Origin of the sequence: Pseudomonas sp. AFG_SD02_1510_Pfu_092, assembly GCF_003331055.1 — a bacterium.
Taxonomy (GTDB): Bacteria; Pseudomonadota; Gammaproteobacteria; order Pseudomonadales; family Pseudomonadaceae; genus Aquipseudomonas.
The window spans coordinates 1-11,593 of record NZ_PUQD01000095.1; the positions used below are offsets into that span (position 1 = coordinate 1).

The window sequence follows — 11,593 nt, forward strand, 5'->3', positions numbered from 1 at the left end:
GGCTGGGGGCGGGGGCCCCCCCCCCCCCGCCCCCTCCCCCCCCCCCCCGCCCCCCCCCCCCCCCCCCCCCCCCCCCGCCCGGGGGGGGGGGGGGCCCCCCGGCGATGGGCCGCAAGGCGGCCCTGGGATCTACCAGGTGACGCCGAAGCCTGCGGTATAGCGGGTCTTGTCCAGGTCGCTCTCACGCGTACCGGTGATGATGTCCTTCTCCGCCTTGAGGTTGAGCGAGGCCCATTCGGTGACCTTGTAGCGCAGGCCAACCTCTGCATCCAGCGCGTAGTCGGCCACGCCCCCCAGCGGCTTGGCGAATTCGCCATTGGTGAACAGCTGCACGTTCTTGCCGATCAGGTAGCGGGTGTAGTCCCACTTGATCGCTGCCGAATAGAAGTTGTCCTTGGCGCCATCCTGGTACTCGAAGTCGGTGCGGTTGATCAGCGAACCCAGCGAGAACGCCCCCAGTTCGTCGTCCCAGAACTGATAACCCGGGCCGGTACCCACGGTGCGCTGGCGGGCCAGGTCTTCGACGCGGTCGCGCTTGTACTCCATGCGCCCCTGCCAGAACCACTTCTCGGTGAGGAAGCGGTCCAGGGCGTACTCGGCACTCCAGTTGTCGGTGGTGGTGACGTCGTCCTTGGTCTCGCGGTTGTATTCGCCTTCGGCATTGTGCCGCCAGCGGCCGTGGCGGGCGCTGGTCTTGAAGCCGACATCGTAGTCGTCGGTGTCGTTCTCGGCGCGCTTGTAATCCAGCGCCACATCGACGTTGCCCTTCCACACGAAGTCCTCGACCAATGGCTTGGGCTTCATGATCTGCTCGATGCTGGCCAACTCCACGGTCTTCGGCGCCTCGCCATTGGCCAGGGTGACCTTGCCAGGTTCGGCGGCCTTCAACGACTTGGCCTTCTCGCCGCTGTAGGCGTCCTGCTTGACCAACAGCTCCTGGTCGCTCTCCAGGGTCTGGACCTCTTTCCAGTCCAGCGCGATGGAACCGCCATAGGGGGTTTCCAGCAGCAGCTTGCCACCGTCGAAAACCTTGATCTTGCCACTGAGCCGGTCCCCGTTCTTCATCCACACGGTGTCGGCGAACACCGGGGCGGCGCACAGGGAGGCAGCTAGCAGGCACAACAACGATCTAGTATTCATAAGCGGACTACGGGTTCGATTTGACGAAAAAAGCCGGGCATTATCCAGATACCGACGACCAGAGCAAGGACAGACCGGGCACCCGCCGTCGAGTTCAACGCTCATTTGCCGGACCACCGGTCCGGTTTCATCTGCAGCCCAAGGGGGGCGCGATGTCTGATGGATACGAGCACGCCCTCGATTCTGCCGAGGGCCGACGAACGGCACTCTATTCGGTACTGGGTCAGGTGCCAGCTGGCAAGGTCGTGAGCTATGGGCAACTGGCCGAGCTGGCGGGGCTTGGGCGTGCGGCGCGCTGGGTCGGGCGCACCCTTGGGCAGTTGCCGCCGGACAGCCGCCTGCCCTGGCACCGGGTGCTTGGCGCGGGCGGCCGGCTGAGCCTGGCCCTGGGTACCCCGTCGGGGGATGAACAACGGGCGCGACTGCGCGCGGAGGGTGTGAATGTAACCAACAATCGTGTGGATATGACGCGCCATGGCTGGCGCCCGATGGAGCACAGCGGTTAGAGTGCGCGCTTTGTTTTCGCAAACTTGAGGCAGATGTTGGCCCATGCCCCGTAAAACCTGGCGCGCTGCGCTTGCTGCCTATGCCAGCCCGTCAACCTTGGTACTTTTGCTGCTCGGTTTCGCCGCCGGTCTGCCTTACATGCTGGTGTTCTCCACCCTTTCGGTGTGGTTGCGCGAAGCGGGCGTGGCCCGCGAGACCATTGGTTACGCCAGCCTGATCGGCCTGGCCTACGCCTTCAAGTGGGTGTGGTCACCACTGCTCGACCAATGGCGCCTGCCGCTGCTCGGTGGCCTGGGGCGCCGGCGTTCGTGGCTGCTGCTGTCTCAGGCGCTGGTGGTGATCGGGCTGGTCGGCATGAGCCTGTGCGACCCGCAACAGCACTTGTCATGGCTGATCGCCCTGGCGGTGCTGGTGGCCTTCGCTTCGGCCACCCAGGACATCGCCGTCGATGCCTACCGCCTGGAAATCGCAGACGACCAGCGCCAGGCCGCGCTCGCCGCCAGCTACATGGCCGGCTACCGGGTGGCAGCCCTGCTCGCCACCGCGGGCGCACTGTTCTTCGCCGAGTGGTTCGGCTCCACCGGCTTCAGCTACCTGCACAAGGCCTGGGCCGGCACCTACGTCATGTTCGCCGTGATGATGCTGCCTGCCGTGTTCACCACCCTGATCATGCGCGAGCCGCCCGTGCCCCTGCGCACCCAGTTGTCGGCAGCCCGCTATGGGCTGGTGCATCAGTTGGCTTCGGTGTTCGTGCTGATCATCCTGCTGGTGTCGGTACCGGCCAGCTTCACCCAGATGTTCAATACCGGCTGGTCGAGCGTGATTTCTGGCGATGCCACACCACTGGACCTGCTGCTGGAAGACCGCGCCTTCCTGCGCCTGATCCTGTATGTGCTGCTGACCTGGGCGTGCCTGTCGGGCCTGGGGCGTCGCGGCCTGGCCCCGGTGCTTACCCCGGTCAACGACTTCATCGCCCGCTACCGCTGGCAGGCACTGCTGCTGCTCGGCCTGATCGCCACCTATCGCATGTCGGACACGGTGATGGGCGTGATGGCCAACGTGTTCTACATCGACATGGGCTTCACCAAGGACCAGATCGCCAGCGTCAGCAAGATCTTCGGCCTGATCATGACCCTGGTCGGCGCCGGGATTGGTGGTTTGCTGATCGTGCGCTTCGGCATCCTGCCGATCCTGTTCATCGGCGGGGTGGCCTCGGCGGGTACCAACATCCTGTTCCTGATGCTGGCCGACATGGGCCCGAACCTGCAGATGCTGGTGGTGACCATCTCGCTGGACAACTTCAGCTCCGGCATGGCCACCTCGGCTTTCGTCGCCTACCTGTCGAGCCTGACCAACCTGAAGTTCTCGGCGACCCAGTACGCCTTGCTCAGCTCGATCATGCTGTTGTTGCCAAGGCTGATCGGCGGGTATTCGGGGGTCATGGTGGAGAAGTTCGGTTACCACGACTTCTTCCTGATCACTGCCCTGCTGGGCGTGCCGACCTTGATCCTGATTGCCCTGCAGTGGCGCCAGGAGGCTGGGCCGGGCAAGCCGGTGGCAGCGCAAGGCTCGGCGGCCGAACGGCCCTGACAGATTTGTATTGCCTGCACTGGCCTCTTCGCGGGTAAACCCGCTCCCACAGGGACTGCACAGCTCTCGAGGGCAGTGCTGTACCTGTGGGAGCGGGTTTACCCGCGAAGAGGCCGGTACAGGCAATAAAGTTTACTGAGCAACAGCCCCCTCACCAGGCCGCCCGCCCACCACGAACCACAGCGGCCACAGCGCCAACGCCCCCGCCACTCCTGCCGCCAGGGCAAAGTGCAGCAAGCTGGCGCCGGCACCGATCATCGCCAGCACCGCCCCACCCAGCCCCAGCAAGGCAATGGTGATCATGCCCAGCATGGCCGAGACCAGGCCCTTGCTCTGCTCGCTGGCGAACAGCGTCATGCGGTACAGCACCGCGTTGGCCACGCCCAGCCCCAACGCGTACAGCGACATGCCCGCCACCACGCTGGTCACGCTCGGCCAGTACCAGGTTGCCAGCACCATCAGGCACAAGCCGGCCAGATACGGCCACAACGCCCCCCGCACCAGCGCCGCCAGCGGGTAGCGCTCGGCGATGCGGTTGATGATCAGGTTGCCGAGGATCAGCCCGCCGAACACCGGCAGTTGCCACAAGGCGTATGCCAGGGTGCTCAGGCCTTCGTCATGGATCAGCAGCACCGGCGACAGGCCGATCCAGCCAATCAGCGGCAGACCGACCAGGCCCAGGGCCGCGCTGCCGGCAACGAAGCGGCGGTTGCCTAGCAGCTGGCCATAACCGGCCAGCAGCGGCAGCAGGTGAATCGGGGTAAAGGCCAGGCGCGAGCCGTCGCGGCGCTCTACCCCCAAGGTTTCCGGCATCAACCGGTACAGCAGCAGCCAGGCCACCACCGCGCCGGCGGCAAAGGCCACGAACAGCCAGCGCCAGTCCAGCCACTGCAGCAGCAAGGTACCGACCAGCGGCCCGAGCAAGGGCGAGAGCAAGGCAATGTTGGCCAACAGGGCCATCATGCGCACCGCGTCGGCCTCGCTGAAGGCTTCGTTGAGGGCCGGGTAGCTGACCGTGACCACGAAGCCCAGGCCGATGCCCTGCAGCAGGCGCAACAGGTTGAACAGGCCGATGTCATGGGCCCAGAAGGTGGCCAGGCAGGCCAAGCCGAAGAACGCGCAACCTGTCAGCAGCAGCGGTCGCCTGCCATAGCGGTCGGCCAGCGGGCCGATCAGCCATTGCAGCACCACACCACCGAGCAGGTACAGGTTGAGGGCGTGAGGGATGTATTCGGGGCTGGCGTCGAGGTCGCCGACCACCACCGGCATGGCCGGCATGACGGCGTCACTGGCCAGGTAGGTGAGCAGCTCGAACAGGGCCAGGGTGAGGCCGAACAGCAAGGCGCGCAGCGGCCCCGGCTTTACACGGTGTTACTGCGCTGCGGTTTCCTGCACCAGGCGAATCACCCGCTGCGGGAACGGGATGTCGATCCCTTCAGCCTTCAACCGGTCACGCGCATGCTCGTTGAGCATGAACATCACGTCCCAATAGTCTTCGGTCCGGGTCCACAGGCGCAGCGAAACGGTGATCGAGCTGTCGCCCAGGGTCGCTACCACCGCCTGCGGCGCCGGGTCAGGCAGCACACGCGGGTCCTGCGCCAGCTCCAGCAACACGTTGCGGGCTTTCTGCAGGTCGGCCTCGTAGTCCACGCCGACATCGAACACCACCTTGCGCGTAGGCTGGCGGTTGGTATTGGTGATGATGCCGTTGGACAGGCTGCCGTTGGGCATGATCACGGTCTTGTTGTCACCGGTGCGCAGCACGGTGTGGAAGATCTGGATGCTGTCGACGGTACCGGCCACGCCTTGCGCCTCGATCCAGTCACCGATGCGGAACGGGCGGAACATCAGGATCAGCACGCCCCCGGCGAAGTTCGCCAGGCTGCCCTGCAAGGCCAGGCCGATGGCCAGGCCGGCGGCACCGATGGCGGCCACGAACGAGGTGGTCTCGATACCGATCATCGACGCCACGCTGACGAACAGCAGCACCTTCAACACGATGTTTGCCAACGTGCTGATGAAGCCTTGCAGCGCCAGGTCGGCGTTGCGCAGGCCAACCAGCTTGCCCAGGCGCGCGCTGACCTTGTTGACGACCCACCAGCCGACCGCCAGGGTCAGCAGCGCCAGCAGCACACGGCTGCCGTATTCCATGATCAAGGGGATCCAGGTTTGCGATTGGCGGACCAGCTGATCGACTTCAGCGTTCAAATCCATATTCATCTCCTGATGCCGAGCGGCAAGTACACGGTAGAACAGGCTGCGCATCAGCGCACAGCCCCGGCCCCCATGGACATCATTTCGCCACCTGGGTTCCGGGTCGCAGCGTATCAGTCGCGGAAGTTGTTGAACTGCAGCGGCATGTCGAATTCCTTGGTGCGCAGCAAGGCAATGGCTTCCTGCAGGTCGTCACGCTTCTTGCCGGTGACGCGCACCTGCTCGCCCTGGATGGCGGCCTGCACTTTCAGCTTGCCATCCTTGATGGTGGCGACGATCTTCTTCGCCAGGTCCTTGTCGATGCCTTCGCGGAACTTGGCTTCCTGTTTCTTTTCCTTGCCCGAGGCGTAGGGGTCCTTGGTTTCCAGGCACTTCACATCGATCTTGCGCTTGACCAGCGCCAGGCGCAGGATTTCCAGCATGGCTTCGAGCTGGAATTCTTCCTCGGCGGTGAGCATCACGGTCTGCTCTTTGTCCTTGAACTCGAAGGTGCCCTTGCCCTTGAGGTCGTAGCGGCGGTCCAGGTCCTTGATGGCGTTGTCGACCGCGTTCTGCACTTCGTGCTTGTCCAGTTCCGATACCACGTCGAACGAAGGCATGGTTGTTCTCCCAAAATAAAAGCGCGCTCGGGCTGAAGATGGAGCGCGCTGGGTTTGACGGTTAAAATGCGGGCTCATTATAACGGGTTGCGAAACGCATATGAGCAGCACCTGGCATATTCTCGGCGCCGGAAGCCTGGGCAGCCTGTGGGCCTGCCGCCTGGCGCGCGCGGGCAAGGCGGTGCGCCTGATCCTGCGTGACGGGCAACGGCTGCAGGCCTACCAGCAGGTCGGTGGCCTGACCCTGGTCGAACAGGACCAGCCCCGGCACTACGCCATCCCCGCCGAAACCGCGCAGGCGCGTGGGCCGATCCACCGCCTGCTGCTGGCCTGCAAGGCCTACGACGCCGCGCCGGCCATCGCCAGCGTGGCGCCGCGCCTGGTCGAAGGCGCCGAAGTGCTGCTGCTGCAGAACGGCCTGGGCAGCCAGGACGAAGTCGCCGACCTGGTGCCGCGCGCGCGCTGCATTTTCACTTCCAGTACCGAAGGGGCGTTCCGCGACGGTGAATGGCAGGTGCGTTTTGCCGGCCACGGCTACAACTGGCTGGGCGACCCAGGCAACCCTGCGCTCCCGGCCTGGTTCGATGACTTGCAGCAGGCTGGCATCCCCGCCGAATGGTCGCTGGATATCCTTACCCGCCTGTGGCGCAAGCTAGCGCTCAACTGCGCCATCAACCCGCTGACCGTGCTGCACGATTGCCAGAATGGCGGGCTGCTGGGGCACCTGGACGAAGTGGAGGCCCTGTGCGCCGAACTGGCCCGGTTGCTGCGCCAGTGCGGCCAGCCAGAAGCGGCCCACGAACTGGACGCAGAAGTCCAGCGGGTGATCCTCGCCACAGCGGCCAACTACTCTTCCATGTACCAGGATGTACGTGCCGGCCGGCGCACCGAGGTGCATTATCTGCTTGGCCACGCCTGCCGCGCCGCTGGCCGTCATGGCCTGCAATTGCCAAGGCTGGAACGCCTGCTGCAGCGCCTGGTCGATAGCCTGCGCGTACGCGGTTTGCCCTGCGACTGACGCGGCCCTTTGAACGGATAAGGACATTGCCTAGCCCATGACCTTGCGCCAACGCCTGGAAAACCTCCCGGTCGGGCAGAAGCTGCTGGCGGCCCTGCTGGTATTGCTGGTAACCATCCTGCTGGTGGCCAACCTGACCTTCATCAGCGCCGCCTACTGGATTACCCAGGAAAGCATGGCGCCGCAGGCGCTACACACCATCGGCCGGCTGGTGTCCAACCCGCAACTGGCGGCGCGCGCCGGCGACAGCGCGGATACCGCCAGCGCCCTGCTCAAGGAACTGGACAGCTACACGCCGTTGCGTGCCGCTGCCGTGTACGGCGGCGATGGCCGCCTGCTGGCGCAGTTGCAGCACGGCGAGCCGCTGGCCCTGCCCAAGCGCTTTCGTGACATCGATGGCTGGCGCCTGATGGAATTTCGCAGCACCCAGCTGATCCGCATGCCACGTGACGCCAACCCGCCGGCACACCTGCTGCTGGTAGCCAGCAGCGAGCTGCCCACGGCGTTCTACACCGGCACCCTCAGCGCCAGCCTGGGCATCCTGGTGTTCAGCATCCTGCTGTGGATCGTGATTGCCCGGCAGATCAAACGCCTGATCACCCAACCGATCAACCAGCTCGAGGAACTCAGCCGTCAGGTCACCCGCGAAGAAAGCTATGCCCTGCGTGCCCAGCGCGGCAACGACGACGAAATCGGCAGCCTGGCCGATGCCTTCAACACCATGCTGTCGCGCATCGAAGCCCGCGAACAGCAGCTCAAGCGTACCCGCGACGAGTTCCAGGAGGCCTATGACCAAGCCCAAGGCCTGGCCGAGGAAACCCGCCACACCAACCGCAAGCTGGAGCTGGAAGTGCAGGTCCGCAGCAAGATCGAGAAGAAGCTCACGGGTTTTCAGAACTACCTCAACAGCATCATCGACTCGATGCCCTCGGCGCTGATCGCCCTCGACGAACAGCTTTACGTGACCCAGTGGAACCACGAAGCCACGGTGCTTTCCGGCACGCCCCTGGACGAAGCGCTGAACCAGCCGATCTTCATCGCCTTCGAGCCACTCAAGCCGTTCCTGCCGCAGTTGAAGGAAACCGTGGAAAAGCACCGGGTGGCGAAGATCGAGCGGGTGACCTGGCCCAAGGGCGACGACCTGCGCCACTATGCCCTGACGTTCTATCCGCTGACCGGTGGCGGCGGACGTGGCGTGGTCATCCGTATCGACGACATTACCCAGCGCCTGTCGCTGGAAGAAATGATGGTGCAGTCGGAAAAGATGCTCTCGGTCGGCGGCCTGGCCGCCGGCATGGCCCATGAAATCAACAACCCGCTGGGGGCGATCCTGCATAACGTGCAGAACATCCGCCGGCGCCTGTCGCCCGAGTTGCCGCGCAACCAGGAGCAGGCCGAAGAACTGGGCATCGACCTGCCTACGGTCAACCGCTATCTGGAAAGCCGCGAAGTACCGCAACTGCTCGACGGCATCCAGCAGGCCGGTGCCCGGGCGGCGAAGATCGTCACCCACATGCTCAGCTTCAGCCGCCGCAGCAACCGCCAACTGGCACCCTGCGACCTGCCGGCGCTGATCGACCAGGCGCTGGAGATTGCCGGCAACGACTTCGACCTGGCCATCGGCTTCGACTTCAAGGGCCAGGCCATCGTGCGCCAGTTCGACCCTGAACTGGGGCCGGTGCCGTGCACCGCCAACGAACTGGAGCAGGTGCTGCTCAACCTGCTGAAAAACGCCGCCCAGGCCATCCACCAGCGGCCGCAGCCCAGCGAGCCCGGGCGCATCACGTTGCGTACGCGGCTGAACCCGCCGTGGGCGGAAATCCAGGTCGAGGACAACGGCGTCGGCATGCCCGAGGGGGTGCGCAAACGCACCTTCGAGCCGTTCTTCACCACCAAGGAAATCGGCCAGGGCACCGGGCTGGGTCTGTCGGTTTCGTATTTCATCATCACCAACAACCACAAGGGGCAGATGGAGGTGCAGTCCACGCCCGGCCAGGGCACCTGCTTCACCCTGCGCCTGCCCCTCGGCCAGCCAGCAGCGACGACGCCGGCGAAAACGGAGAAATGACATGGGCTACCGCCTGTCGAAGATTTACACCCGCACCGGCGACCAGGGCGAAACCGGCCTGGGCGACGGCCGCCGGGTGCCCAAGGACCACCCACGGATCGAGGCGATCGGCGAGGTCGACAGCCTGAACAGCCAGTTGGGTGTGCTGCTGGCCGGGCTGGCCGAACAAGGGCTGGATGAAGTGAGCACGGTGCTGGCGCCGTGTCAGCATCGCTTGTTCGACCTCGGCGGTGAGCTGGCGATGCCCAGTTACCAGGCGTTGAACCAGGCGGAGGTGGAGCGGCTGGAAGCGGCCATCGATGTGTGGAACGAAGAGCTGGGGCCGCTGAAGAATTTCATACTGCCCAGTGGTTCGGCGCTGGTGGCGCAGGCGCATGTGTGCAGGAGTCTGGCGCGCAGTGCGGAGCGCCGTTGCCAGCAGCTGAATGCGCTGGAGCCATTGGCGGGGGTGGGGTTGGCGTATATCAACCGGCTTTCCGACCTGCTGTTCGTGGCGGCGCGGATCATCGGGCGGCGGCAGGGGGTGGCTGAGGTGTTGTGGCAGCCTGCTCCCAAGCCTGAGGGCTGACAATTTTGGGGCTGCTGCGCAGCCCATCGCCGGGGGGGCCCCCCCCCCCCCCCACCCCCCCCCCCCCCAGGGGGAGGGGGGGGGGGGGGGGGGGGGGGGGGGGGCCGGGGGGGGGGCGCCGGGCCGGCGATGGGCCGCAAAGCGGCCCCGATTACAGGCGGCTCAAATCTCAGGCCAGAACGCCCGAATCCCGGCCACACCCTGTGCCCCGGCTTCCCAAGCCTGCTCGCGCTCACCCGGCCCGACCCCGCCCAGCAGGTACACCGGCTTGCTGAACCCGGCAATCAACCGCTGCGCCTCCTCCCAACCCAACGGCACAGCCTCGGGGTGCGTCTGGGTCGCCTGCACCGGCGACAAGGTGACGAAATCCACGCCCATCCGTTCCGCCAGCGCCAGCTCTTCGGCGTTGTGGCAGGACGCCGCCAGCCAGCGCTCCGTGGGGAACGGCCGGCCGTTGGCGGCATACTTGCGCAGTTGCGCAGCGGTCAGGTGCCAACCCGCCGAAGGGAAGTCGCCCAGCCACTCCAGCGGCCCCTTGAGCATCAGCTGGGCCTTGCCCGCGCACAGGCCGACCGCATCCACCGCCACATCGCGGTACTTGGGGTCATACATGTCCGGGGCACGCAACTGGATCAGGCGAATGCCACTGGCCACCGCCTTCTGGATGCCCTTGAGCATCTGCGGCACTTCCAGGCCATCCGGGGTGATCAGGTACTGGTCCGGCAGGCGCGCCGCCGCAACGATCGGCTTGTTGGCCTCGGGGAACGCGTACTGCGGCAAGTCGCGCGGGGCAACCCATTGCAGCGGCTGCCCTTCGGCGCCATGCGGCTCGCCGGTGAATGCCTCGACTTCGCGCACATCCAGCAGCACCTGCTTGTCCGGGTAGTCGTGGCTGACCTTGATCAGCGCACGCGACCGGCTCACCTCGATGCCCAGCTCCTCGCGCAGCTCGCGGGCCAGCGCCGCTTCGACGCCCTCGCCCTCCTCCACCTTGCCGCCCGGGAACTCCCACAGGCCACCCTGGTGCTGGGTATCGGCACGGCGTGCAATCAGAATACGGCCGTCAGTACCACGAATGACGGCGGCTACCACATGAATCCGCTTCACCCTTCACGCTCCGCCAGGCCAGCTTGCTGCCAGGCCTGGAACGCCGGCCACTGGTAAATGGTTTCGATATAGGCTGCCGCCTCGGCCGGCACTTCCACACGGTAGGTGCGCAGGCGCACGGCCACCGGGGTGAAGAAGGCATCGGCCAGGCTCGGCTTGCCGAACAGGAACGGGCCGCTGTCCTTGGCCGCCAGGCGGCATTCGGACCACAGCGCGACGATACGGTCGATGTCGATCTGTACGTCCAGCGGTACGCTGTCCAGGGCCTGGTCACGCGACAGGTCGAACGGCATGGCACTGCGCAAGGCGACGAAACCGCTGTGCATCTGCGCGCAGGCCGAACGGGCCTGGGCCCGGGCCGCTAAGTCGGCAGGCCACAGCTGGGCCTCGGGGTGGCGTTCGTTGAGGTATTCGGCGATGGCCAGCGAGTCGGCGATTACACCGTGCTCGGTTTTCAGCAGCGGTACCTTGCCGGTGGCGGAGAAGGCCAGGATGCGCTGACGGGTATCAGGCTGGTTGAGTTTGATCAGGGTTTCTTCGTAGGGCACGCCAGCCAGTTCGAGGGCCAGGGCGCCGCGCAGCGACCAGGAGGAATACAGCTTGTCGCCGATGATCAGGTGATAGCTCATGGTTCGGCTCCATCGTTTGGGGATTTTGGGGCTGCTCTGCAGCCCATCGCGACGCCAAGGCCCGCCCCCCCCTCAGGGGGGGTGGGGGGGGGCGGGGGGGGGGGCCACCGGCCCCCCCCCCGCCCCCACCCACCGGGGGGGGGTGGGGGGGGG

The 11,593-nt window shown here is 65.8% G+C and carries 11 protein-coding genes; 5 read left to right on the top strand and 6 right to left on the bottom strand.

Annotation, left to right across the window (positions count from 1 at the left end; translation table 11 throughout):
• Nucleotides 1-129: 129 nt before the first annotated feature.
• Nucleotides 130-1,140 carry a DUF481 domain-containing protein gene (locus tag C6A77_RS24365; protein ID WP_114171911.1) on the bottom strand — a complete coding sequence of 337 codons (1,011 nt, stop codon included), beginning with the start codon at nt 1,138-1,140 and terminating at the stop codon, nt 130-132.
• A gap of 152 nt (nt 1,141-1,292) precedes the next feature.
• On the opposite strand from C6A77_RS24365, the gene C6A77_RS24370 reads away from it, so the two are divergent.
• Together C6A77_RS24370 and C6A77_RS24375 are read left to right on the top strand one after the other, a co-directional pair.
• Entirely contained in the window at nt 1,293-1,646 is a 354-nt protein-coding gene (locus C6A77_RS24370) for an MGMT family protein (protein ID WP_114171912.1), read from the top strand.
• A gap of 43 nt (nt 1,647-1,689) precedes the next feature.
• The gene (locus C6A77_RS24375; RefSeq protein WP_114171913.1) at nt 1,690-3,237 is read left to right on the top strand and encodes an AmpG family muropeptide MFS transporter; all 1,548 of its coding nucleotides are present in this window, start codon (nt 1,690-1,692) and stop codon (nt 3,235-3,237) included.
• 132 nt (nt 3,238-3,369) lie between these two features.
• Here C6A77_RS24375 and C6A77_RS24380 read toward each other — a convergent pair whose 3' ends face one another.
• The 3 genes from C6A77_RS24380 to C6A77_RS24390 form a co-directional block, all read right to left on the bottom strand.
• Nucleotides 3,370-4,587, bottom strand: a complete 1,218-nt coding sequence (locus C6A77_RS24380; protein WP_114171914.1) for an MFS transporter — start codon at nt 4,585-4,587, stop codon at nt 3,370-3,372.
• A 21-nt stretch (nt 4,588-4,608) separates the two neighbouring features.
• Complete coding sequence (locus C6A77_RS24385; protein ID WP_114171915.1) at nt 4,609-5,451, bottom strand: mechanosensitive ion channel family protein; 843 nt, start codon at nt 5,449-5,451, stop codon at nt 4,609-4,611.
• Nucleotides 5,452-5,564: 113 nt separating this feature from the next.
• Nucleotides 5,565-6,050, bottom strand: coding sequence for a YajQ family cyclic di-GMP-binding protein (locus tag C6A77_RS24390; protein ID WP_016713577.1), 486 nt, complete (start codon nt 6,048-6,050; stop codon nt 5,565-5,567).
• A gap of 100 nt (nt 6,051-6,150) precedes the next feature.
• Between C6A77_RS24390 and C6A77_RS24395 the strand changes: the two genes are divergently transcribed.
• Genes C6A77_RS24395 through C6A77_RS24405 form a run of 3 tightly spaced genes read left to right on the top strand, consistent with a single transcriptional unit; the run spans nt 6,151 to nt 9,704 of the window.
• A complete protein-coding gene (locus C6A77_RS24395; protein WP_114171916.1) occupies nt 6,151-7,068 on the top strand; it encodes a putative 2-dehydropantoate 2-reductase in 918 nt (305 codons plus the stop codon).
• A 37-nt stretch (nt 7,069-7,105) separates the two neighbouring features.
• Nucleotides 7,106-9,136, top strand: coding sequence for an ATP-binding protein (locus C6A77_RS24400; protein WP_114171917.1), 2,031 nt, complete (start codon nt 7,106-7,108; stop codon nt 9,134-9,136).
• A gap of 1 nt (nt 9,137) precedes the next feature.
• The gene (locus C6A77_RS24405) at nt 9,138-9,704 is read left to right on the top strand and encodes a cob(I)yrinic acid a,c-diamide adenosyltransferase (protein ID WP_114171918.1); all 567 of its coding nucleotides are present in this window, start codon (nt 9,138-9,140) and stop codon (nt 9,702-9,704) included.
• Between the two features lie 162 nt (nt 9,705-9,866).
• Here the strand turns inward: C6A77_RS24405 and C6A77_RS24415 are convergent, their stop codons facing one another.
• Both C6A77_RS24415 and C6A77_RS24420 read right to left on the bottom strand, forming a co-directional pair.
• Entirely contained in the window at nt 9,867-10,811 is a 945-nt protein-coding gene (locus tag C6A77_RS24415; protein WP_114171919.1) for a Nudix family hydrolase, read from the bottom strand.
• Nucleotides 10,808-11,440 carry a glutathione S-transferase family protein gene (locus tag C6A77_RS24420; RefSeq protein ID WP_114171920.1) on the bottom strand — a complete coding sequence of 211 codons (633 nt, stop codon included), beginning with the start codon at nt 11,438-11,440 and terminating at the stop codon, nt 10,808-10,810. Before C6A77_RS24420 ends, C6A77_RS24415 begins: the two co-directional genes overlap by 4 nt.
• Nucleotides 11,441-11,593 lie beyond the last annotated feature (153 nt).

What these genes read in the sequence shown, in the direction of transcription:
- C6A77_RS24365 (WP_114171911.1), bottom strand. Translation starts at nt 1,140, where the DNA reads ATGAATACTAGATCGTTGTTGTGCCTGCTAGCTGCCTCCCTGTGCGCC.
- C6A77_RS24375 (WP_114171913.1), top strand. Translation starts at nt 1,690, where the DNA reads ATGCCCCGTAAAACCTGGCGCGCTGCGCTTGCTGCCTATGCCAGCCCG.
- C6A77_RS24390 (WP_016713577.1), bottom strand. Translation starts at nt 6,050, where the DNA reads ATGCCTTCGTTCGACGTGGTATCGGAACTGGACAAGCACGAAGTGCAG.
- C6A77_RS24420 (WP_114171920.1), bottom strand. Translation starts at nt 11,440, where the DNA reads ATGAGCTATCACCTGATCATCGGCGACAAGCTGTATTCCTCCTGGTCG.
- C6A77_RS24395 (WP_114171916.1), top strand. Translation starts at nt 6,151, where the DNA reads ATGAGCAGCACCTGGCATATTCTCGGCGCCGGAAGCCTGGGCAGCCTG.
- C6A77_RS24385 (WP_114171915.1), bottom strand. Translation starts at nt 5,451, where the DNA reads ATGGATTTGAACGCTGAAGTCGATCAGCTGGTCCGCCAATCGCAAACC.
- C6A77_RS24405 (WP_114171918.1), top strand. Translation starts at nt 9,138, where the DNA reads ATGGGCTACCGCCTGTCGAAGATTTACACCCGCACCGGCGACCAGGGC.
- C6A77_RS24370 (WP_114171912.1), top strand. Translation starts at nt 1,293, where the DNA reads ATGTCTGATGGATACGAGCACGCCCTCGATTCTGCCGAGGGCCGACGA.
- C6A77_RS24400 (WP_114171917.1), top strand. Translation starts at nt 7,106, where the DNA reads ATGACCTTGCGCCAACGCCTGGAAAACCTCCCGGTCGGGCAGAAGCTG.